The organism is Methylophaga sp. OBS4, assembly GCF_026319305.1.
Classification (GTDB): domain Bacteria; phylum Pseudomonadota; class Gammaproteobacteria; order Nitrosococcales; family Methylophagaceae; genus Methylophaga.
Genome location: NZ_JAPDMV010000034.1, coordinates 1 through 23,345 on the forward strand (window position 1 = coordinate 1; position 23,345 = coordinate 23,345).

A 23,345-nucleotide genomic window follows, 5' to 3' on the forward strand; every position below is an offset into this window, starting at 1 on the left:
TGTGTTTCACTATCGGCTTCAACGCTTTCAACTTTGCGTTCGGCTTCTTTAGTGGTCACTTTTTGGGCGGCAACTTTTGGCGTTGGCTCAGGTTTCGCCTCAGGTGTGGGCGCTGGAGCAGGGGTTGCTGATTAATGTAACGGCAGATTCTGTTATTCGTTTGTTGCCACCACTGGTGATTAATGCCGAAGAAGCCGAAATGATCGTGAACAAGGTGAGTGAACTGGTGATTAACTTTCTCTCATCTCACGCTGTTGAGAGCGTTGCCTAACAATGAGACATTTTCTAACTCTGAATGATCTGAGCCGGGATGAATTGAATCAATTGATTCTGCGGGCTTCTGAACTCAAGCAATTGCACAAAGCAGGTGAGATTTATCAGCCGTTGAAAAATAAAGTACTGGCGATGATATTTGAAAAATCCTCGACCCGGACCCGTGTTTCGTTTGAATCGGCGATGATTCAGTTTGGTGGCGGTTCGATCTTTTTATCGCCTGATGACACACAACTGGGCAGAGGTGAACCGGTTGAAGATTCCGCCCGGGTGATTTCAAGCATGGTCGATGCGGTAATGATCCGTACCTTTCAGCACAGCAAAGTCGAGACGTTTGCTGCCTATTCTTCAGTACCGGTAATCAACGCGCTCACCGATGATTTTCATCCCTGCCAGTTACTGGCCGATATGCAGACCTATCAGGAGCATCGCGGTTCAATTGCCGGCAAAAAAGTGGTCTGGATTGGTGATGGCAACAATATGTGTCATTCCTACATTAACGCGGCGCAGCAATTTGGTTTTGAGCTCAATATCGCAACCCCCGCAGGCTATGAACCTAACCAGGATATTATCGATGCAGCTGATGCCACCATTAATCTATTCCATGATCCATTGATGGCCTCTGAAGCTGCCGATCTGGTCGTGACAGATGTCTGGGCCAGCATGGGCCAGGAAGAAGAACAGCGCAAACGGGAACAGGCTTTTGCCGGGTTCCAGGTGGATCACAACATCATGTCAGTGGCCGCGAAAGATGCATTATTCATGCATTGCCTGCCTGCACATCGTGGTGAAGAAGTGACAGCTGATGTGATTGATGGCCCTCAGAGCGTGGTGTGGGACGAAGCAGAAAATCGTCTGCATGCGCAGAAAGCACTGCTGGAATTTCTCTGCGCCTGATCAAAAAAGCAGCGCTCAGCTCGTCTTAATAAGTTGTTTTTCAAGTTCTTGCAGACGTTCGGTTGTCCCGATGTCTGACCATAAACCGGGGTAAAACTCGCCGCTGATTTGTTTATTGGCAATAGCCTGATCAAATAAAGGTTTGAGCGGCCGCTTTTTGTTGCTCAGTCCTGAAAACATGTTCCGGCTGTAAATACCAATGCCGCTGAAGGTAAATTTCTGCTCGCCATCAGCATGGATTTCCCCCTCATGGTCGATGGCAAAATCTCCCTGCGGATTATGCGGCGGGTTTGACACCATAATAAGGTGGCATAACTTGTCGGCCGCGAGCTTGAAACCTTTTAAACGTTTAAAGTTGAAATCTGTCCAGATATCACCGTTTACCACCAAAAAGTTATCATCACCTAACAAGGGCAGGGCATTGATGATGCCACCTGCTGTTTCCAGTCCGCCCTGATTCTCTGCTGAATACTGAATTCTGGCCTGATAGCGGCTGCCATCTCCTAAATAAGCCGGGAATTGTTCGCCCAGGTGGGCGTGGTTGATCACCAGATCGTTGAAACCGGCTGCGACCAGTCCCTCAATAAGATATTCAATCAGTCGTTTGTTCCCCGCCTGAATCAGCGGCTTGGGGGTATGGTCGGTGAGTGGACGAAGCCGTTCACCGCGACCTGCGGCTAAAATCATTGCTTTCATTTAATCGCCATAATTTCAGGAGTTTGGGTCAGAAACTGATGTAATTCAGCCAGCTCCTCATATTGTGCGGTGACTTGTAGGACATAATGCAGGGTTAAAGCCAGATCATCCATATAAGCTTCTTTGCCATCGCGATAATTCAATCGGCAGAATATGCCTAGCACCTTGAGATGTCTTTGCAGCCCCATCAAATCGAACCAGCGTTGGAATTGTTCGCGTTCTATATTGCTTAATAAACCTTTGTTTCGAGCCTGGTTCAGATAATAATCCAGCCACTGTTCCAGTTTCTGTTGTGGCCATTCGATATAGCAATCGCGCAGTAACGATACCAAATCATAGGTGACAGGGCCGATTACAGCATCCTGAAAATCGATCACGCCGGCCGGCTTGTCCGGTTGATGCATCAGGTTGCGACTGTGAAAGTCACGATGCACAAAACACTGTGGCTGCGAATGCGCGTTATCAATCAGCAAGGCATAAACCTCGTCCAGACAGCTTGGCGCAGTTAATGACAGATGGCGGCTTAAAAACCATTCGGGAAATAAATCCATTTCCCGTTGCAACAATGACTCATCGTATAGCGGCAACGAAATTTCTTTGAGCGAACCAAGCTGCATTCGGACAATTTCATCAATTGCACTCTGATAGAGACTGTCTGCCGATATTTCATCAAGCACAGACAAATAGGAGGCATCGCCCAAATCTGTCAGTAATAAAAAACCGGCATCGCTGTTGCGGGCAAAAATCTCCGGTACATTGATATCACACCGTTTCAAAAATTCGGCAATAGTAATAAAAGGACCGATATCTTCTTGGGCAGGAGGGGCATCCATGACGATCCAGGATTGCTGAGCCTGATGAACACGAAAATAACGTCTGAAACTGGCGTCACTGGAGGCCACCGTCAGTGAGAAGTGCTTATCGGGCAAAACAGTGTCTAACCAGCTCTTTATCTGGCTCAAACGATTATCAGTAGAAATGTTCATTATTTATATTAATTGGAGAAAGTTTCTGTATATATTTGAAAAGTATTAATTAGTCTTAAGTTTGAAATTAATTTTCAGCCATTTGAAAGTCTCTGTGCTTTCAAATTATCCTTGTTCAGGTATTATCGGGATAAATCTGATTGTTCCATTGTCCACCTATGCTGAGCAATTGAATACTAAACCACAAGCAACAACGGAGTCGCAATGAATAAATATCTCGTCTCAGCTATTTTACTGGCTGCATCTACCCAGGTCTTCGCTGAATCTGATTTGGTCACCCCAGCTGACATGTCTGCTGAAGCACAAAACCAGATGTATAACCTTATCACTGAATATAACGGATGTATGATGCAGAGCCGTCTGCAAACCAGTCAAGACGGTAAACAAGCCCAACAAGCGGCCCAAAATATTCTGCAGTCTTGCGAGTCTCACCTTGATGACCTTAAAGTCCATCTGACTGATAACCAGGTTGAAACCAGCCTAGTAGAAGGTATGGCAAAGACATTGCGTTCACGTGCCGCGCGTCAGTTAATGACCAGAACAATGAACAATCTGGCTGCGCAGGCCGCAGCTATGCAAAATGCTGAACAACTGAAACGGGATGGCGAAGCAGCCGAATAAATCATCGATTCAGCTGCAAAACATCAATATCTTCATTGGCGAGCAATCGTATCAGCTGAATCAACGGTAACCCTATCAATGTGTTGGGATCATCCCCGCTAAGCTTTGAAAACAGGCTGATGCCAAAGCCTTCTGACTTGAAGCTTCCTGCGCACTGATAGGGTTGTTCTCTTTTCAGATAGAAGTCTATCTGCGCATTGTTCAGCTTTCTGAAACTGACACTGAAGGGTTCGACCAAAGACTGCATATGTTGATTTTTGGCATTATAGAGTGCCAAGCCTGTCAAAAATTGCACTTCTTTGCCGGAGGCTTTTCTAAGTTGTTTCATCGCATTTTGATGATTGCCCGGCTTTCCCAGAATTTCATCACCAATGACCGCGACCTGATCTGAGCCGATGATCAATGCTTCCGGATGGGTTGTGGCCAGGGCTTGTGCTTTTTGCTGCGCCAGTCTTTCGACCAGTTGCGCCGGTGTTTCATTTTCGAGTGGTGTCTCGTCTATATCCGGCGAAGTCTGTATGAATGACAAGCCGAGTTTGTGTAGCAGTTCTGCCCGAAATGGTGAACTGGAACCCAGAATAAGTTGCTGCATTAATTAAAACCTTATGTGATAACTGTTGGCGCTGTTCTGCCAGTGGTGTCTGTTATAGCTGCCAGGGAATCCGCCAACTCGATAAGATCTGACAGTGCAAGCTGGGGATCCTGATGAAGCTTAGCCGGGTTGGCCTCAAAAGATTCAATATAAACCCGCAAAGTCGCACCCTCGGTGCCGGTACCTGACAAGCGATAAATGATACGCGCACCATCCTCAAAACCGATGCGAAGGCCCTGGTTTTGTGATGTGCTGTGATCAACCGGGTCATGATAGCTGAAGTTGTCTGCATATTTAACTTTGCGGCCAGCCAATACCTGTCCGGTCAGCGCACTGAGCTGACTTTCAACATGCTGTACCAGTTGTTGCGCTTTTTCTAGCGGAATTGATTCGTAGTCATGGCGGGTATAAAAATTACGGCCGAACTTTTGCCAATGCTGATCAACAATTTCTGCAACGGATTGCCGCCGCTCAGCAAGAATATTGAGCCAGAACAGTACTGCCCATAAACCATCTTTTTCACGGATATGGTTGGAGCCGGTGCCGAAACTTTCCTCACCACATAAGGTGGCTCTGTCTGCATCCAGCAGATTGCCAAAAAACTTCCATCCTGTTGGTGTTTCATGGGCTTCGATGCCCAATGCCTCGGCTACTCTGTCTGCAGCCTGACTGGTTGGCATGGAGCGGGCAATGCCTTTCAGGCCATTTTGATAAGCGGGTACGAAATCCGCATTCGCCGCTAAAATGGCCAGGCTGTCGGAAGGCGTAACAAAAAAATTGCCACCCAGAATCATATTACGATCACCATCTCCGTCCGAGGCGGCGCCAAAGTCAGGCGGATTGTCCGAGAACATCTCGGCAACCAGCTCTTCCGCATAAGTCAGATTGGGATCGGGATGGCCCTGACCGAAATCAGGCAATGGAATGCCGTTGATAACAGTGCCTGGTTTGGCCCCAAGTTGCCGTTCCAGGAGCTCAGTGGCATAGGGACCGGTGACAGCATGCATGGCATCAAAACGCATGTTGAAATCATCACGGCTGAGTAATTGACGAATCTTTTCAAAATCAAATATTTCTGCCATCAAGTCAGCGTAGTCTCTGACTGGATCAATAACTTCTACCGTCATGCCCGCCAGGGTCTGTTGACCGATTTGGTCGAGTGCGATATCGGCTTCAGTACATATTTTATATTCACTGATATTTTGACTGTTGCTGTAAATCGCTTCTGTGATTTGCTCTACTGCCGGGCCGCCGTTGCGGCCGTTGAATTTGATGCCGAAATCGCCGTTGATACCGGCCGGGTTATGACTGGCAGAGAGGATAATGCCGCCAAAAGCATTGAATTTACGAATAACACAGGAAGCGGCGGGGGTGGAAAGTATGCCGTTTTGTCCGACCCAGACATGTTTAAAACCATTGGCAGCTGCCATTTTCAGAATGATTTGAATAGCGGTTTCATTGTAGAAGCGGCCATCTCCGCCTACGACCAAGGTCTGACCTTTACAATCGCCTATGGCGTTAATCGTGGATTGAACAAAGTTCTCCAGATAGTTGGTTTGTTGAAAAACGCTGACTTTCTTACGTAAACCCGAAGTGCCGGGTCTTTGATCTAAATATGGAGAAGTGTTAACCGAGATTTGGGCCATAAAACAATCCTGCGTTAATGTGGGAACGGTCTGAGAATGTTGTACTATACCCGTGACACATGGGAGTGAGCTCCCGCGGGACAGCTTCTTGTCTTGCTGATATCGTGCATTTTCATGTGTCACGGGTATCTCTCTGCATATTATTTCAATTAACTATACTGACCTAATGACTAAGCCTCAACAGATTGACAAAGAGCGGTTAATGCGACTGGCAACTTATGCTTCAGTCGCCACTGCCATCACACTCATACTCGCCAAACTGGTGGCCTGGTTTATTAGTGATTCGGTCAGTATTCTGGCGACACTGGTGGATTCGAGCCTGGATGTGCTGGCATCACTGGTGAATCTGATCGCAGTACATCATGCGCTGCAACCAGCGGATCGCGAACATCGTTTCGGACATGGCAAAGCAGAAGCGGTAGCTGGGCTGGGGCAATCAATGTTTATCGCGGGTTCAGCGGGTATTTTGTTACTGCAAGGAATCAACCGCATTATTCACCCGCAGCCGCTGACAACCGGGTTAGAACTAGGCATTGGCGTTATGCTGTTTTCAATACTGGCGACGCTGGCGCTGATTAGCTTCCAGCGTTATGTGATCAGACACACAGACTCAACCGCCATTAAAGCCGATGCCTTACATTACAAAACAGATTTACTGGTCAACGGCAGCGTGATTGTGGCTTTAGTACTGACTTTTTATGGCTGGCATCATTTTGATCCGATTTTTGCCATCGCTATCGCCTTGTTCATTTTGTACAGTGCCTGGAGTATCGTGCGTGAATCCATTGATTTATTGATGGACCATGAACTGCCCGATGAAGATCGTCAGCGCATCAGAGCGGCAGTGCTGGAACATCCAAAGGCACGGGGCTTGCACGATCTGCGAACACGCCGTTCAGGTACTACGGTATTTGTTCAGTTGCACCTTGAGCTCGAAGACACCTTGTTGCTCAGAGAAGCGCATGCCATTGCAGACGAGCTGGAAAATACCGTCAGGGAACTGTTCGATGATGCAGAAGTGATCATTCACGAAGATCCGGTGACTAATATGCCACCACCCCCACAAACCGTGAATTGAGTCACAAAAATATCAGGGGTTTCGTATAATTGCGCTTTTAGCATTAATTGAAGAGGTAACTGTTATTTTCAATCCAGATTCATCGCTGCGAATTATGATCGCCGCCGCCATCGTACTGCTGTTGTTGCTGGTGCTTTTAATCAGCCGCCGCAGAAAGAAAACCGCTACTATTCGTCAACTTGACCTATGTTTGCGCCAGATCAAAAAAGATGAAGTCCGTTCCGTGATCATACCCGATGGCATTGGCGGGTTGCTGGAGATTGAACGTCTGATTTTAATGGATCAGGGAATATTGGTGATCGAGACTTACCCGATGACTGGCCATTTATTCGGTGCTGAGAGAATTGATCAGTGGACACAAATCATAGAGGGACGGAGTTTCAAGTTTGCCAATCCGTTGCGTCATGTTCACAATTCAAAACATGCCTTGCAAATGTTAGCGCCTAAAGTGCCCGTTTTCTGCCGGGTGGTATTTACCGCTGACAGTGATTTTCCAAAGGGTAAACCTGAAGAGGTATCCGTGCTGAAAACATTTGAACAGGATTTGCAGCCGATTGTTGCTGCACCGTTGATGGCTGACAAAAGTCGCCAGGCGTGGAAACGTATTCTGCGTATTGCCCGTAAAAATGGTCAGGCTGTGTTGAGAGAAGCAACGTCATAATGGAAAAGAAACCACTGGTTGTCGCGATATCTTCCCGGGCTTTATTTGATCTGGATGAAAGTCATCATATCTATGAAGAGCAGGGGACCGAAGCTTATTGCAGGTATCAGATAGACAAGGAGGATGTGCCACTTGCTCCCGGCGGAGCCTACAATCTGGTGCGTAAGCTGCTGGCGTTAAACGACAACAATCCCAACACGCCAAAAGTAGAAATTATCCTGTTATCGCGAAACAGTGCCGATACCGGCCTGCGCGTATTTAACTCTATTCAGCATCACAAACTGTCCATTACCCGGGCGGTATTTACTTCCGGTAGCAGTCCGTATCGCTACGTGGCACCTTTCAGTGCCAATCTGTTTCTGTCTACCAGCCCGGAAGACGTCAGAATGGCGTTGGATGCCGGTATTGCGGCTGCGACCATTTTGCCATCGAATGTCGGCAACAATACTGAATCCGAACAATTACGTATTGCTTTTGACGGTGATGCCGTGCTGTTTTCTGACGAGTCGGAACGCATATTCAAAGAACGGGGGTTGCAGGCTTTTACCGAGAATGAGCAGCAAACAGCCAAGGATCCCTTACCTGGCGGACCGTTCAAAGACTTTCTGATGGCGCTGAATCAGATTCAGACCGAGTATGCTGAGAATCAGTCACCTATCCGTACGGCGCTGGTGACGGCCCGTTCCGCCCCTGCCCATGAACGTGTTATCCGAACTTTACGTGCCTGGGGAATCCGGATTGACGAAGCTATTTTCCTGGGCGGGATGGAAAAAGGACCTTTTCTCAAATCCTTTGGCGCTGACATCTTTTTTGACGATCAGGAACAACATTGTCAATCTGCCCAGGCACATGTTGCTACCGGTCACGTACCCCATGGCATTGCTAATGAAAATAAGAACAAGTAACAGGAGCCGGCATTGCCAGTAGAAGTGAATCAAACAGTCAGAGATTGGATTAAACAGCTCAGTGAGAAGGACATGCCTGTTTTTTCAGGTACGGTTGCCTGTGTTTCCGAAGCTATTAACAGTGACAATACTTCAGCACTTGATGTCGCCCAGGTTGTGCTCAGGGATGCGTCACTGACCGGCCGCCTGTTGAAAATGGCCAACAGTATTCATTTCAATCCCGGTAATCAGCAAATAAATACTGTGTCGCGGGCGGTCATGGTCTTGGGGTTTGATCAGGTGCGGGTGTTGACCATGTCTCTGGTATTGGTTGATTCATTGTCTGGCGGTTCGCAGCGACAGAAACTGACCGAGGAAATGGCACAATCATTTCATGCCGCAATCCAGGCCCAGCAACTGGCTTGCAAACTTAAAATCCCAGCTCCGGAAGATATTTTTGTTGCCACCTTGCTTTCCAAACTCGGCAATATGGCGTTTTGGGCGTTCAGCGATGACCAGGCTGAGGTTTTGCTGGAGCTGATTCAGCAAACTGATAACCCACATCAGGCCGAGATAGAGGTATTGGGTTTTCCGTTGACTGCCCTAACACGGGGCCTCACCAAATCCTGGTCTTTGGGGGAATTGCTTGATGATTTTATTAATGGAAGAACGACTGATAATCGCGTTACCTTTATCAAACTAGGCAGACAACTGGCTGAAGCGGCGGAAGCGGGGTGGGAAAGTGATGCGGCTCGTCAGGCTATTCATAATGCGGCTAAAGAACTTAGTATCAACATTGATGAGCTTGAAGAACAAGTTTTTGCTAATGCCCGCCATGCGAGGGAAGTCACGCGTTTATATGGAAGTGTCAACGCCAGCAGACAAATTCCGCAGCCACCTATTGACCTGCTGAATCAGCAAGACGAAGTAGAGACTGCCCCGGAAGATGAGCTTGCGATAGCAGCACAACAACAGGCTGATAATGAAATAACTTACCCGGAGCCGGACGCGGCGTTTCAAATGACTGTCATGCAGGAGATCACCAATACCATTCAGGAACGTCCCAGCATTGGCATTATTCTGGAGATGGTGCTTGAAGGCATTCACCGTGGGGTAGGCACGGATCGGGCGATGTTTGCCATTCTCAATCCGGAACGCACCCATTTGTCATGTAAATATGTTTTGGGTGACGACAGTGAAAGCCTGCGTGAAAAACTCAGGATTGATATTCAAAAACCGGAAAATATTTTCAACCAGATCATCAAAAACCAGAAAGCCATGCTGCTGCCTTCTGACCCAAAACAGTTGGGCGGCACCTTGTCCAGGGATACGTTGAACCTGTTGGGAACTCCACCTTATATGGTAATGCCAACTATTGTACGCAACAAGGTAATCGGTTTGTTCATGGCCGATCGGAAAGCCAGTGGTCGTGCCCTTACAGAACAGGACTTTCTGGCCTTTCAGCAGTTCTGTCAACAGGCTAATATGGGTTTGACGTTTTTGGCCATGCAAGGGTAGTTTTATCCCTTCGATGTGGCTATAATAGCCGACTTCTTCAGATATCAACGGTGTCTGATAACGAGATTTTGCGAGAGTGGCGGAATTGGTAGACGCGCTGGATTTAGGTTCCAGTAGGGTAACCTGTGAGAGTTCGAGTCTCTCCTCTCGTACCAATAAAAGATTGATGGTGAATAGGCCATTAATGCTTTAACCCCCATGTTTGAGGTAAAGAATGCAAGTTACTGTAGAAAATGTGAGCGAACTCGGTCGCCGAATGACGGTGACAGTCGAAGATGCCAATATCGAGCAAGCAGTACAGGAGCGCCTTAAGTCTATTCGACCTACTGTTAAAATGGCTGGCTTCCGTCCTGGTAAGGTTCCGATGAATATGGTCGCTCGTACTCACGGCCCATCGGCAAGACGCGATGTTATTGACACATTGGTTCAAGACAGTATGCGTGAGGCATTCACACAGGAAGGTGTCAATCCTGCCGGTCCGCCACATATCGACAGCATGGATGAAGATGGTCAGAACTTCGTTTATACACTCAAGTATGAAGTTTTCCCGGAAGTGGCAGAAGTCAAACTGGACGATGTGACACTGGAAAAAACAGTGGCTGAAGTTCAGGAAGAAGATGTGGACCGCATGCTGGAAACGCTGCGTGAGCAGCGCATAAGCTGGGAGCCACTGAAACGCGCAGCCAAAGAAGAAGATGGTGTGACCATTGATTTTGTTGGCACTATCGATGGCGAAGAATTCCCGGGTGGTAAAGGCCAAGACGTGCTGGTTGAAATCGGCAACGGTAATATGTTGCCAGAGTTCGAACAACAGCTGATTGGTAAGAAAGCGGGCCAGGAAACAGAGGTGACGATCACCTTCCCTGAAGATTACCGTGCAGAACACTTGCAAGGAAAAGAAGCTAAATTTGCAGTCACTGTCAAATCAGTCGCCAAGAAAAAACTGCCTAAACTGGACAAAGAGTTTGCCGCTTTATGTGGTGTCGAAGAGGGCGTGGCCGCGCTGAAAAAAGAAGTCCGGGCCAATATGGAACGTGAACTTGCTACTGCACTTAAAGCGCTGAACAAGCGCCGCGCCATGGATATGCTGGCCGAGAACAACGAACTGGCTCTGCCTGAAGCACCGGTTGAGCGTGAAGCGCAATATTTACTGGAGCAGGCTAAGAACAATCTGCGCAATCAGGGTGTCAATGTTGACGGTATTCCATTTGATATCGAAAATTTCAAAGGCAACGCCGAGAACCGCGTCAAACTGAGCCTGCTGATCGGCAAGATTATTTCAGATAATGAAATCCGTCCGGATGAAGATCGTGTCAGGCAAGCCATTGATAATATTGCTGCCAGCTACGAGGATCCGGAAGAAGTCGTTAATTACTATATGAATAACCAGGACAAGCTGTCTGAAATTCAAATGGCAGTTGTTGAAGATATGGTTGTTGAATGGATCTTCGACCGTGTTAAAGTAGAAGAGAGCACTTCGACATTCTCAGAAGTCGTTAATTCAGCAACAGCTTAATCTAGCGAATTTTTATACGGAATGCAGCCCGTGCTCATGGAAATTGGGCACGGGCTGATTTTTTATTAAGACCCGGAAAATAGGACGGTTATGACAAACAAATTCTCAGCTGATGATGTCACCAGTATTCAAAATGCGCTTGTTCCTATCGTAGTCGAACAAACTGCGCGAGGTGAGCGTTCGTATGATATTTACTCGCGTCTTCTGAAAGAACGCGTTATTTTTCTGGTGGGCCAGGTAGAAGATCAGATGGCCAATCTGCTAGTGGCACAGCTGTTGTTCCTAGAGTCTGAAAACCCAGATAAAGATATTCATCTATATATCAACTCTCCCGGTGGGGCGGTAACAGCGGGAATGGCGATTTATGACACCATGCAGTTCATTAAGCCGGATGTGAGCACTTTATGTATCGGTCAGGCCGCCAGCATGGGGGCTGTACTCCTGGCAGGCGGTGCCGAGGGTAAACGTTATTGTTTGCCGAATTCACGCATTATGGTGCATCAGCCACTGGGTGGTTTTCAGGGCCAGGCATCTGATATCGACATTCATGCCAGAGAGATTCTGAGTATCCGTGATCGTTTGAACGGAATTTTGGCCAAACATACTGGTCAAGATATTGAGACTATCAGACGTGATACTGATCGTGATAACTTCATGAATGGTGATCAAGCCGTAAATTATGGTTTAATTGATTCAGTACTGGCGAATCGGCCTGTAGAGAAGGCATAAATTGCCAATTAAAAAATTAAGACTAGATGTGTAAGGTAGTAAAGCTATGAGCGACGATAAAAACAATGATGACAAATTACTTTACTGCTCTTTTTGCGGTAAAAGTCAGCATGAAGTCAAAAAACTGATTGCTGGTCCCTCAGTATTTGTCTGTGATGAATGCGTCGATCTCTGCAATGATATTATTCGTGAAGAAATGCAGGAGCTGTCTTCTGACGAGACCAAGAAAAAATTACCTACGCCACGAGAAATTAATCAGGCGTTGGATAATTATGTGATTGGTCAGGAGAAAGCCAAGCGCTACTTGTCTGTGGCGGTTTATAACCACTACAAACGTTTACGTAGCGGCCACAAAGACAATGATGTTGAGCTGTCTAAAAGCAATATTCTGCTGATTGGCCCTACCGGTAGCGGTAAAACCTTATTGGCTGAAACTCTCGCTCGCCAGCTCAATGTACCATTTACCATGGCAGATGCGACAACGCTTACTGAAGCCGGGTATGTCGGTGAAGATGTTGAAAACATTATTCAGAAACTGTTGCAGAAATGTGAGTATGATGTCGACAAGGCAGAAACCGGCATCGTTTACATTGACGAAATCGATAAAATTTCCCGCAAATCGGATAATCCATCGATCACCCGTGATGTTTCAGGTGAAGGTGTGCAACAGGCTTTGCTGAAACTGATCGAAGGCACGATTGCTTCAGTTCCGCCCCAAGGTGGGCGTAAACATCCGCAACAGGAATTTCTGCAGGTTGATACCAGCAAAATCCTGTTTATCTGTGGTGGCGCGTTTGCCGGTCTGGACAAAGTGATTCGTAACCGCACTCATAAAGGTGGCATCGGTTTCTCTGCAGAAGTTAAAAGTCTGGACGAACAACGTCCGCTCAGTGAATCACTGAAAACCGTGGAACCCGAAGATCTCATTCAGTATGGGCTGATCCCGGAATTCGTAGGTCGTTTACCGGTGGTAGCGACATTGGATGAACTGGATGAAGAAGCATTGGTTCAGATCCTGACCGAACCGAAGAATGCCTTGACTAAACAATACCAACGATTGTTTGATATGGAAGGTGCTGAACTGGAGTTCAGAGACGATGCACTCCGGGCTATTGCGCTCAAAGCGATGGAACGTAAGACCGGTGCCCGTGGCCTGCGCTCGATTATTGAAAATGTCTTGCTGGACACCATGTTCGAACTGCCATCGCTGGACAATATTTCCAAAGTCGTTATCGATGAAAGTGTCATCAACGGCGAAAATGCGCCCATCCTGATCTACGAAGATCAAAATACTGACATGGCGTCAGGCGATAACTAAGCAACTTTAAAAAAACAGCAACGTCCAATGAAATAAGACAAGCACTCGAATTGAGTTCGGGTGCTTGATTTCCTGCTGTCTGTCCCCATGTTCACTGTATGTATTAATTTGGGTGTCTTATAGGGCACGAGAAAGAGGTTTGCTTTAATGGAAAATGAATTAAAAACCATCGTCAATGATACTAACCTGAAGGTCGTGCCTGTACTGCCTTTACGTGACGTTGTTGTTTATCCGTACATGGTGATTCCACTATTTGTGGGGCGTGAAAAATCAATCAAAGCGCTTGAAATTGCCACGGATGAAAATAAGCAGATCCTGCTGCTGGCACAAAAAGACTCTTCTGAAGATGTGCCCGGCACTGATAATCTGTATGAAACCGGAACCTTGGCCAACATTCTGCAATTGCTGAAACTACCTGACGGAACGGTAAAGGTTCTGGTAGAGGGTACCCAGCGCGCCAAGATTGCTTATTTCAACGGCAATGAAGACTATCTGGAAGCAGAAGTAGCCGCATTCATTGATGATTCCCCTGATGATCGGGAAGGCGATGTGCTGATGCGTACCTTGCTGGGTCAGTTCGAACAGTACGTCAAGCTGAATAAAAAAATCCCGCCGGAAGTAATTGCTTCACTGTCCAGTATTGAAGATGTTTCTCGTATGGCTGATACCGTTGCTGCGCACATGTCGCTCAGACTGGAAGACAAACAAATGCTTCTGGAAATGAACGATGTTAAAGCTCGCGTCGAGAAATTGATGGCTTTTCTGGAAGGTGAAATCGATATTCAGCAAATCGAGAAGCGTATTCGCAATCGTGTTAAAAAGCAGATGGAAAAAAGTCAGCGCGAATACTATCTCAACGAACAACTGAAAGCCGTTCAGAAAGAGCTGGGTGAAATTGATGAGTCAGCCAATGAAATTGACGAACTCAGCAGCAAGATTGAAAAAGCCGGCATGTCAGCAGAAGCACGTGAAAAAGCTATTTCTGAGCTGAAGAAGCTCAAAATGATGTCACCCATGTCGGCTGAAGCTACAGTGGTTCGCAGTTATATCGAGTCTTTGCTGGAAGTCCCCTGGAAGAAACGTTCGCGTGTGACCCTGGATCTCAGCCACGCTGAAAAAGTGCTTGATGAAGATCACTACGGGCTGGAGAAAGTGAAAGAGCGCATCGTGGAATATCTTGCAGTGCAAAAACGGGTAAAAAAACTTAAAGGCCCGATTTTGTGTCTGGTTGGTCCGCCAGGTGTCGGTAAAACCTCGATTGCAGAATCGATTGCCCGTGCGACCAACCGTAAATTCTGCCGTATGGCGCTGGGTGGTGTCCGTGACGAAGCTGAAATCCGTGGTCATCGTCGCACCTACATTGGTTCCATGCCCGGTAAAGTGATACAAAATATCTCAAAAGCTGGTGTTCGCAACCCATTGTTCCTGCTCGATGAAGTCGATAAAATGGCGCAGGATTTTCGCGGTGATCCGGCTTCTGCCTTGCTGGAAGTGCTGGATCCGGAGCAAAATTCCACCTTTGCCGATCACTATCTTGAAGTGGAATATGACTTATCGGATGTTATGTTTGTTTGCACCGCGAACACACTCAACATTCCCGATGCTTTGCGTGATCGTATGGAAATTATTCGTCTTGCCGGTTATACCGAAGATGAAAAACTCAACATCGCGATGAAATACCTGTTGCCGAAAGCCATCAAGGAAAACGGCCTCAAAGAGGGTGAGGTAGAGATTACCGAAGCAGCGATTATGGAAATCATTCGTCGTTATACCCGCGAGGCCGGTGTGCGTAACCTGCAACGGGAAATCTCCAAGATCTGCCGTAAACTGGTCAAACAGATTCTACAGGAAAAAACCAACGATAAAGTCGTAGTCACTGCAGAAAACCTGGAAGACTACTTGGGAGTTTATCATTACCAGTACGGTATAGCTGAAGAAAGTGACCGTATCGGTCAGGTCACAGGCCTGGCCTGGACTGAGGTGGGCGGTGAGTTACTGACCATTGAGTCAGCCATTATGCCAGGTAAAGGTAAAGCTACGTACACGGGTAAGCTTGGCGATGTCATGCAGGAATCGATACAAGCTGCCACCACAGTGGTACGCTCACGGGCAACAAAGTGGGGGATCAGTGAAGATTTTCTGCAAAACCATGACTTACATGTGCATGTTCCTGAAGGTGCTACACCTAAAGACGGTCCCAGTGCCGGTGTCGGCATGTGTACCGCATTGGTGTCTGCCATTACCGGCATTCCGGTCAGGTCAAATGTGGCCATGACAGGTGAAATTACCTTGCGGGGAGAGGTGCTTGCTATCGGCGGCCTTAAGGAAAAACTGCTGGCCGCACACCGTGGCGGTATCGATACCGTGTTAATTCCGGAGGATAACGTCAAGGATTTGAAAGAAATCCCGGAAAACGTTAAGCAAGGCCTGAACATCATTCCGGTTCGCTGGATAAACGAAGTGCTGGAAGTTGCCTTGCAACATATGCCGCAGGGAACTGAAACCAGCGGTGAGGCGGAGAAAGTGATTACCAGTGATAAAAGCAATTATCATGAGGTAAACTCTCAAAAACCACACTGATAAATCCGGGAGCAGGGAATGACACTGATACAGCAACAACGCTTGATAGGCGCAATTTTATTGCTCTGTTTTATCAGTGTCATTGCCTATTTCCTGCTGGCCAGGGTTGAAAAAAGTCAACCCGCCCAGCCACAAGAAGAATCGATTGCTTTTAATTCCGTTATCGAACCCATTGCGGAAGATGTGGAGGTAATGGAAGCGGAAGAGGAGACGCTGGTAGATCCGCATAACCTCGCTGAAAACGAAACATCTGAAACCGATTCTGTCATCGAACCGGCTGAAGAGACAGTTGTAATTCCTTCTCTTCAACCAGACACTGCTCCAGCTCCAGCTCCAGCTCCAGCTCCAGCTCCAGCTCCAGCTCCAGCTCCAGCTCCAGCTCCAGCTCCAGCTCCAGCTCCAGCTCCAGCTCCAGCTCCAGCCAGTGTTGACTCACAACTCTGGGTATTACAGCTGGCAAGTTTTTCCGTAAGGGCTAATGCCGATTCACTGGCCGCGCAGCTCAAAAAGATGGGGTATGACCCGATTATTGAGACTACCGCCACAGGTGGAACTCCTATTTATCGAGTACGTCTACAGCCGGTGTCTGATCGCACAAAACTTGAACAAACCGCCGAATCGTTGAGCAAAAAACTCAATTTATCGACCCAAATTCTGCAACATAAGCCTTGAACAGGCAGTCTCAGTATATACAGCGGTTCGTCCGCAAAAACGCAGGGCCTGTTGATGGTTCGATTTCACTTTTTGCTGTCGATTGCTTAACGCTTTTCCGCCCCAGTCGTTCGTGAAAACAGCCTCCGGCAGTGACAAAAAGGAAACGTCAGAAGCTTAGTACTCTTTCAACGTGATATTGTTCGGTAAGTTGGTTTGTCAGCGCACCGCGCCTTGCGGCAAAACACCACAGGGACGCTGAAGCCGACAATATCACGTTGAAAGAGCACTAGGTTGTTTGTTATCAATCTGCTAAAATTTATCGTTTAGATCGCAGGGCGTTGCGGAGATTATATGGTTTGGGTTGACTATCTGATCATCGGGATCATTTTGATTTCATCCGGTATCAGTATCGTCCGGGGCTTCATTAAAGAAGTGCTCTCTTTGATCAGCTGGATCCTGGCCTTTTGGGTCGCTCTGATGTTCCACTCAAATTTATCGACCTTACTGTTTGATTATATTGCTACGCCCTCCATACGGTTGTTTCTGGCTTTTTTCATCCTGTTTGCCGTGACACTGATATTGGGTGCGATGGTCAATCACCTGATTTGTCAGCTGGTTGAGAAGACCGGACTGACAGGAACAGATCGTTCTCTTGGCGTGGTTTTCGGCATTATGCGCGGAGTGGCGATTGTCACCATCATGGTGCTGGCAGCCGGCGCGACACCTATGCCAGCTGATAGTTGGTGGGAAAACGCTCTGTTGCTCGAACACTTCGAGAGACTGGCAATCTGGCTGCGTGATCTGTTGCCGACAGAAATCGCAGAACACATTAATTACAACTAAATCCTGACAGGGCAAATTTATGTGCGGAATTATTGGTATTGTGAGTCATTCTGAGGTCAACCAGGCCTTGTATGATGGTTTGACGGTGCAACAGCATCGCGGTCAGGATGCAGCCGGGATTATGACTTGTGATCAGGATGGTAAGTTTTTTCTGCGCAAGGATAACGGCCTGGTAAAAGACGTATTCCACACCCGGCACATGCTTCGCCTGCAAGGCAAAATGGGCATCGGGCATATCCGTTATCCCACCGCAGGCTGTTCAACCTCTGCCGAATCCCAGCCATTCTATGTCAATTCGCCTTTTGGCATTGCACTGGCTCATAACGGTAACCTCACTAACACCAAAATCCTCAAAGACGAACTGTTCCGGACTGATCGTCGTCATCTTAATACGGATTCAGACTCGGAAGTGCTGCTTAATGTATTGGCACATGAACTGCAAAATAGCAGCAAACTCAAACCTCAACCTGAAGATATTTTTAAAGCTGTCACCGAAGTTCACAGACGCTGTAAAGGTGCTTATGCTGCGGTAGCCATGATTGCCGGTGTCGGTATTCTGGCTTTTCGGGATCCGTTTGGTATTCGTCCTGCTGTCATTGGTAAACGTGATACCGATAAAGGTACTGAATATATGGTGGCTTCCGAGAGTGTCGCTATGGACACACTGGATTTTGACCTGATCCGTGATATAGAACCGGGGGAATGTATCTTTATCGATACTGCGGGTAACTTTTATTCCCAGCAGTGTGCTGAAAACCCGGTTAAATCTCCCTGTATTTTCGAATATGTGTATTTTGCCCGTCCCGATTCAATGATGGATGGCATTTCAGTTCATAAAAGCCGTATGCGTATGGGCACCAAGCTTGCGCAGAAGATCCAACGTGAATTCCCTGATCACGACATTGATGTGGTGATTCCAATCCCGGATACCAGCCGCAGTGCAGCCTTGCAGTTATCTTATGATCTGGGCGTGGTGTACCGGGAAGGCTTTATCAAGAACCGTTATATCGGCCGCACATTTATTATGCCCGGACAAACCTTGCGCAAAAAATCGGTTCGGCAGAAACTGAATGCGATTGATCTGGAGTTTCGTGGCAAGAATGTATTGCTGGTAGACGATTCCATTGTGCGGGGTACGACCTCACAGCAAATCGTTCAAATGGCACGAGATGCTGGTGCCAAGAAAGTGTACCTGGCTTCTGCCGCACCACCTGTTCGTTACCCCAACGTTTATGGCATCGATATGCCTTCAGCTGATGAATTTGTTGCCCATAACCGCAATATTGAGCAAATCGCCGAGGAACTGGGCGTAGACTGGCTGATTTATCAGGATTTGCCGGATCTGGTGGCTGCCATCAATAAAAAAAGCGATGTTGAACGTTTTGATACGTCCTGTTTTGATGGTGAATATATCACTGGTGATATTGATGAATCTTACCTGTACTACATTGATGCTTTACGTAATGACGCTTCCAAACAAGCCAGTGACAAAAGTAATGCGGTTATCGAATTGCATAACAATGCCTGATCAGTAGCCTTGAATAGTTCTGTCGGGCTTTGATGCTTTTGCGGTTTAGTGAGAATTCTTATATAATCCCGTCGATTATGCACCAGCAATTACCCAAAGAAATCGAACCGTTCAAATTCGCCCATAATGGCCGCGAATTGGAAGGGGAGGTAATGCTGGCAAAAATGCCACGGCTTGCGGATTATCTGTATTCAACTGAGGGTGTAGTCAAAGTGTCAATGCGCTTTGATATTGACCCGACAGGCACACCTTATATGCAGGGACATTTTGAAACGACATTGTCGTTGATCTGTGAGCGTTGCCTGGGTGAGCTGACATGGCCTTTAACCATAAACAGTTTATTGGCACTGGTAAAACATGAAAAGCTGGCCGAGTCGCTGGCTGACCACTATGAACCGTGGGTGATTGACGACAGCAATTTTGTCGATCCGGCTACCGTGGTTGAGGATGAATTGATTCTGGCATTGCCCCTGGTGCCGAGACATGATTATGACTGTTTGCCTGATGAGGCATGGTTTTCAGGGGACAAAGAAATTGAGGACAAGCCGGAAAAACCGGCTTCTCCATTCGCAGTATTGTCTACATTGAAATCAAAAAAATGATTTTGGATTTTTTATTAAGGGTTAGGAGTTTTAACTAATGGCTGTTCAAAAAAACAAAAAGAGTGCTTCACGTCGTGGTATGCGTCGTTCACACGATGCTTTGAATGGTTCGACTTTGTCAGTCGATTCTACTTCAGGTGAACTGCACCGCCGTCATCATGTATCTGCAGACGGTTACTACCGTGGACGTAAAGTTGTTGCTGACCAGAGTGAATAAGGCATAACTACAATTGAGCCTTACGATATCGATTGATGCAATGGGCGGGGATCACGGACCTCAGGTCGTGATCCCCGCTGCCATATCAGCACTTAAAAAACATCCCGATGTGAATCTGATTCTGGTCGGTGATGAGGATACGATCAAATTTCAACTGCAACAGCATGGCGTCAGTGATGACAGCCGTCTGCTAATTCAACACGCCTCACAAAAGGTGGAGATGGATGAATTGCCGTCGCAGGCTTTGCGAGGCAAGAAGGATTCGTCCATGCGGGTGGCTATTAATCTGGTCAAAGAGGGCAAAGCAGCGGCTTGTGTCAGTGCGGGTAATACCGGTGCACTGATGGCGACGGCACGTTTTGTACTGAAAACGTTGCCTGGCATTGAAAGGCCCGCCATTATCTCGGCACTGCCGACAATGGCCGGGCACACTTATGTACTGGATTTGGGCGCTAATGTCGACTCCAGTGCCGCACATCTGGTGCAGTTTGCGGTGATGGGATCAGTATTAGCCGAACTGGTCGATGGCAAACCGAATCCAACGGTAGGCCTGCTTAATATCGGATCGGAAGAAATCAAAGGTAATGAGCGTGTCAGAGAAGCCTCTCGCCTGCTGGAACAGACCGATCTGAATTATCAGGGGTATGTGGAAGGTGACGGCCTGTATCATGGTGAGGTCGATGTGCTGGTCTGCGATGGTTTTGTCGGCAATGTTGCGTTGAAATCCAGCGAAGGTGTTGTGCATATGATTCGTCATTATCTGCGCCAATCCTTCTCACGCAACTGGCTGACCAAACTGGCCGGTTTGATTGCATCGCCAGTACTTAAACACTTCCGTAATGAGCTGGATCCCCGCGCCTATAACGGTGCGAATCTAATTGGTTTACAAGGCATTGTGATCAAAAGTCATGGTGGCGCAGATGAAATTGCTTTTGCCAATGCCATCAATATCGCCATTATCGAAGCTGAGAAAGATGTCCCCAACAATATCAGCAAACATCTGGAAGTGTTGCTGGAGGGGCAGGTATTGTGATTTATTCCAGAATTGCAGGGACGGGCAGCTATTTGCCGGAAAAAGTATTGACTAACCATGATCTTGAGTCGATGGTGGAAACTACTGATCAATGGATTACTGAACGTACCGGCATCAAGAAACGTCATATCGTTGCAGATGATGAAACCACAACTGATCTGGCCTATCACGCTGCCGTAAGAGCGATAGAAGCGGCCGGTATCAGTCATGATGAGATTGATCTGATTATTGTTGCCACCACCACCCCGACCCGCATTTTCCCGAGCACAGCTTCTTTATTGCAAGAAAAACTGGGCATCAGCGGTTGTCCTGCTTTTGATGTGCAGGCCGTCTGTACCGGTTTTGTGTACGGATTGACGGTAGCAGATAAGTTCATCAAAGCCGGTGGTATTCGAAACGCGCTGGTCATTGGTGCTGAATCCTTCTCGCGGATTATTGACTGGACTGACCGCAACACCTGCGTGTTGTTCGGTGATGGCGCCGGCGCCGTAGTGCTTCAGGCTTCAGAACAGCCGGGCATTTTGTCCACGCATATTCATTCAGACGGCAGTTATAACCAGCTTCTGCAGGTACCTACCGGACCGGGATCAGCGCTATCCGCAGACCCTGCGTATGTGGATATGCAAGGTAATGAAGTATTCAAGGTTGCAGTCAAAACGCTGAGCAGCATTGTTGATGAAACGCTGGAAGCCAATAATCTTGCAAAGCATGATATTGATTGGCTGATTCCGCATCAGGCGAATATTCGCATTATCGCGGCAACAGCAAGAAAACTGAATATGTCGATGGATCACGTAGTGGTCACCGTTGGTGAACACGGCAATACTTCCGCTGCGTCTATTCCGCTGGCATTGGATGTAGCCGTGCGGGATGGTCGGATCCAACGCGGTGAAACCTTACTTTTCGAAGCCTTTGGTGGTGGATTCACCTGGGGCTCAGCTTTAATTCAATACTGATTATTCAGAGGTTTTCGATGAAATCAGCTTTTGTTTTCCCCGGTCAGGGTTCTCAGTCCGTTGGCATGCTTGCCGAATTGGCCGCTGAATACACAATAGTTAATGATACCTTCCAACAAGCATCAGACGCGTTGGGTTATGACCTGTGGCAATTGGTGGTGGAAGGTCCTGATGAACAATTAAACCAGACTGATCGTACTCAACCGGCAATGTTGACTGCCGGTATTGCGGTATGGCGCGTCTGGCAATCAGTTTCTGATATCAAGCCTGATTATTTTGCCGGTCATAGCCTGGGTGAATACAGTGCCTTGGTGGCCGCAGGGGCGATGGACTTTACCGATGCTGTCAGGCTGGTAGAAAAACGCGGCCGGTTTATGCAGCAAGCGGTGCCCGCAGGCGAGGGTGCCATGGCAGCAATCTTGGGACTTGATGATAATGTAGTCCGTGATATCTGCACAGAAGCTGCCGCGGTAGGTGTGGTTGAAGCGGTTAATTTCAACTCTCCCGGTCAGGTAGTCATTGCCGGTGCTGCAGGCGCAGTTAAAGATGCCATTCAAATCGCATCAGACAAAGGCGCTAAACGTGCTTTGTTATTGCCTGTCAGCGTACCATCGCATTGTGCATTGATGAAACCTGCAGCCGAACAACTTACTGCCGTCTTGAGCGACATATCAATTCAAACTCCGCAGATACCGGTGATTCATAATGTCAGCGTTACCACGGCTGATGATGCCGCACAAATCAAGCAATTGCTGGCCGAACAGCTTTACAAGCCGGTGCGTTGGGTTGAAACCGTGCAGTGGTTCGCCTCACAAGGTGTGACATCAGTTGTTGAATGTGGTCCGGGTAAAGTGCTGACCGGTCTCAACAAACGCATTGATAAAGCCTTGAACGCTATGCCTTTGTTTGATCTGGCCAGTTTACAGAAAACCCAACAAGCTTTAGGAGAAGGACAATGAGTCTGGAAGGAAAAGTTGCTCTGGTCACGGGCGCAACCCGAGGTATTGGACGTGCCATTGCATTGAGTCTGGGGGAGCAGGGCGCGACAGTTATTGGTACCGCCACATCAGATAATGGTGCACAAACCATCAGCGATTTTTTGCAGGAAGCCGGTATTAGCGGTAAGGGCATGGTGCTGAACGTGACCGATGCTGATGCAATTGAAACCGCGGTCTCTGCTATTGAAGCCGAGTTTGGTGCGCCAGATATTCTGGTCAATAATGCAGGCATTACCCGTGACAACCTGTTGCTGCGCATGAAAGATCAGGAATGGGATGATATTATCAACACCAACCTCACACCTGTTTTCAAACTCAGCAAACGCTGTTTGCGTGCGATGACCAAAGCCCGTTGGGGACGTATCATTACTATCACTTCCGTAGTGGGTGTGATGGGTAATGCTGGTCAAGCCAACTATGCCGCTGCCAAAGCCGGTGTGATTGGTTTTAGCAAATCACTGGCCCGTGAAGTCGGCGCCCGTGGTATTACCGTCAATACTGTTGCGCCAGGCTTTATTG

General features: G+C 47.6%; 24 protein-coding genes and 1 tRNA gene. 21 read left to right on the top strand and 4 right to left on the bottom strand.

The features are described 5' to 3' along the window. The first annotated feature begins 76 nt into the window (after positions 1–76). The gene (locus OMP95_RS10450; RefSeq protein ID WP_323135126.1) at positions 77–271 is read left to right on the top strand and encodes a hypothetical protein; all 195 of its coding nucleotides are present in this window, start codon (positions 77–79) and stop codon (positions 269–271) included. A 2-nt stretch (positions 272–273) separates the two neighbouring features. Then, positions 274–1,170: an ornithine carbamoyltransferase gene (gene argF / locus OMP95_RS10455; RefSeq protein WP_266328563.1), complete on the top strand. Its 897-nt coding sequence runs from the start codon at positions 274–276 to the stop codon at positions 1,168–1,170. 15 nt (positions 1,171–1,185) lie between these two features. On the opposite strand, the gene murU is transcribed toward argF, so the two are convergent. Further along, a complete protein-coding gene (gene murU / locus OMP95_RS10460) occupies positions 1,186–1,866 on the bottom strand; it encodes an N-acetylmuramate alpha-1-phosphate uridylyltransferase MurU (protein WP_266328565.1) in 681 nt (226 codons plus the stop codon). Next, the gene (locus OMP95_RS10465; protein ID WP_266328567.1) at positions 1,863–2,852 is read right to left on the bottom strand and encodes an aminoglycoside phosphotransferase family protein; all 990 of its coding nucleotides are present in this window, start codon (positions 2,850–2,852) and stop codon (positions 1,863–1,865) included. The genes murU and OMP95_RS10465 overlap by 4 nt, the downstream gene beginning before the upstream one ends. 204 nt (positions 2,853–3,056) lie before the next feature. On the opposite strand from OMP95_RS10465, the gene OMP95_RS10470 reads away from it, so the two are divergent. After that, a complete protein-coding gene (locus OMP95_RS10470; RefSeq protein ID WP_266328569.1) occupies positions 3,057–3,473 on the top strand; it encodes a hypothetical protein in 417 nt (138 codons plus the stop codon). Position 3,474: 1 nt separating this feature from the next. Here OMP95_RS10470 and OMP95_RS10475 read toward each other — a convergent pair whose 3' ends face one another. Beyond that, positions 3,475–4,065, bottom strand: a complete 591-nt coding sequence (locus OMP95_RS10475) for a Maf family protein (protein WP_266328571.1) — start codon at positions 4,063–4,065, stop codon at positions 3,475–3,477. Between the two features lie 11 nt (positions 4,066–4,076). Beyond that, on the bottom strand, positions 4,077–5,711 hold the full coding sequence (locus tag OMP95_RS10480; protein ID WP_266328573.1) for an alpha-D-glucose phosphate-specific phosphoglucomutase: 1,635 nt from the start codon (positions 5,709–5,711) through the stop codon (positions 4,077–4,079). 202 nt (positions 5,712–5,913) lie between these two features. Here OMP95_RS10480 and OMP95_RS10485 point away from each other — a divergent pair, with 202 nt between their 5' ends. The 18 genes from OMP95_RS10485 to OMP95_RS10570 form a co-directional block, all read left to right on the top strand. Continuing rightward, positions 5,914–6,789, top strand: coding sequence for a cation diffusion facilitator family transporter (locus tag OMP95_RS10485; protein ID WP_416234648.1), 876 nt, complete (start codon positions 5,914–5,916; stop codon positions 6,787–6,789). A 94-nt stretch (positions 6,790–6,883) separates the two neighbouring features. Continuing rightward, entirely contained in the window at positions 6,884–7,450 is a 567-nt protein-coding gene (locus OMP95_RS10490; RefSeq protein ID WP_266328577.1) for a nuclease-related domain-containing protein, read from the top strand. Beyond that, positions 7,450–8,355 carry a 5'-nucleotidase gene (locus tag OMP95_RS10495; protein WP_266328579.1) on the top strand — a complete coding sequence of 302 codons (906 nt, stop codon included), beginning with the start codon at positions 7,450–7,452 and terminating at the stop codon, positions 8,353–8,355. Before OMP95_RS10490 ends, OMP95_RS10495 begins: the two co-directional genes overlap by 1 nt. 72 nt (positions 8,356–8,427) lie before the next feature. After that, positions 8,428–9,852 (top strand): HDOD domain-containing protein, encoded by a 1,425-nt coding sequence (locus OMP95_RS10500; protein WP_266328581.1) that lies wholly within the window; start codon positions 8,428–8,430, stop codon positions 9,850–9,852. A 70-nt stretch (positions 9,853–9,922) separates the two neighbouring features. Next, positions 9,923–10,007 (top strand) — tRNA-Leu (locus tag OMP95_RS10505). Between the two features lie 59 nt (positions 10,008–10,066). Next, positions 10,067–11,368: a trigger factor gene (gene tig / locus OMP95_RS10510; RefSeq protein WP_266328583.1), complete on the top strand. Its 1,302-nt coding sequence runs from the start codon at positions 10,067–10,069 to the stop codon at positions 11,366–11,368. 90 nt (positions 11,369–11,458) lie between these two features. Beyond that, complete coding sequence (gene clpP / locus OMP95_RS10515) at positions 11,459–12,097, top strand: ATP-dependent Clp endopeptidase proteolytic subunit ClpP (protein ID WP_266328585.1); 639 nt, start codon at positions 11,459–11,461, stop codon at positions 12,095–12,097. Positions 12,098–12,143: 46 nt separating this feature from the next. Further along, the gene (gene clpX, locus OMP95_RS10520) at positions 12,144–13,415 is read left to right on the top strand and encodes an ATP-dependent protease ATP-binding subunit ClpX (RefSeq protein ID WP_266328587.1); all 1,272 of its coding nucleotides are present in this window, start codon (positions 12,144–12,146) and stop codon (positions 13,413–13,415) included. A 147-nt stretch (positions 13,416–13,562) separates the two neighbouring features. Further along, positions 13,563–15,995, top strand: coding sequence for an endopeptidase La (gene lon, locus OMP95_RS10525; protein WP_266328589.1), 2,433 nt, complete (start codon positions 13,563–13,565; stop codon positions 15,993–15,995). A gap of 18 nt (positions 15,996–16,013) precedes the next feature. Further along, entirely contained in the window at positions 16,014–16,667 is a 654-nt protein-coding gene (locus tag OMP95_RS10530) for an SPOR domain-containing protein (RefSeq protein ID WP_266328591.1), read from the top strand. Positions 16,668–17,000: 333 nt separating this feature from the next. Further along, entirely contained in the window at positions 17,001–17,492 is a 492-nt protein-coding gene (locus tag OMP95_RS10535; RefSeq protein WP_266328593.1) for a CvpA family protein, read from the top strand. Between the two features lie 19 nt (positions 17,493–17,511). Beyond that, positions 17,512–19,020 (top strand): amidophosphoribosyltransferase, encoded by a 1,509-nt coding sequence (gene purF / locus OMP95_RS10540; protein ID WP_266328595.1) that lies wholly within the window; start codon positions 17,512–17,514, stop codon positions 19,018–19,020. 77 nt (positions 19,021–19,097) lie between these two features. After that, positions 19,098–19,622 carry a YceD family protein gene (locus OMP95_RS10545; RefSeq protein ID WP_266328597.1) on the top strand — a complete coding sequence of 175 codons (525 nt, stop codon included), beginning with the start codon at positions 19,098–19,100 and terminating at the stop codon, positions 19,620–19,622. Positions 19,623–19,659: 37 nt separating this feature from the next. Beyond that, a complete protein-coding gene (rpmF, locus tag OMP95_RS10550) occupies positions 19,660–19,839 on the top strand; it encodes a 50S ribosomal protein L32 (RefSeq protein WP_266328599.1) in 180 nt (59 codons plus the stop codon). A gap of 13 nt (positions 19,840–19,852) precedes the next feature. Further along, entirely contained in the window at positions 19,853–20,872 is a 1,020-nt protein-coding gene (plsX, locus tag OMP95_RS10555; protein ID WP_266328601.1) for a phosphate acyltransferase PlsX, read from the top strand. Further along, positions 20,869–21,828: a beta-ketoacyl-ACP synthase III gene (locus tag OMP95_RS10560; protein WP_323135127.1), complete on the top strand. Its 960-nt coding sequence runs from the start codon at positions 20,869–20,871 to the stop codon at positions 21,826–21,828. The genes plsX and OMP95_RS10560 overlap by 4 nt, the downstream gene beginning before the upstream one ends. Before the next feature lie 17 nt (positions 21,829–21,845). Continuing rightward, positions 21,846–22,787: an ACP S-malonyltransferase gene (gene fabD / locus OMP95_RS10565; RefSeq protein ID WP_266328603.1), complete on the top strand. Its 942-nt coding sequence runs from the start codon at positions 21,846–21,848 to the stop codon at positions 22,785–22,787. After that, a partial coding sequence (locus OMP95_RS10570; RefSeq protein WP_266328605.1) for a 3-oxoacyl-ACP reductase family protein occupies positions 22,784–23,345 on the top strand: 562 nt, incomplete at its 3' end. The genes fabD and OMP95_RS10570, both read left to right, overlap by 4 nt.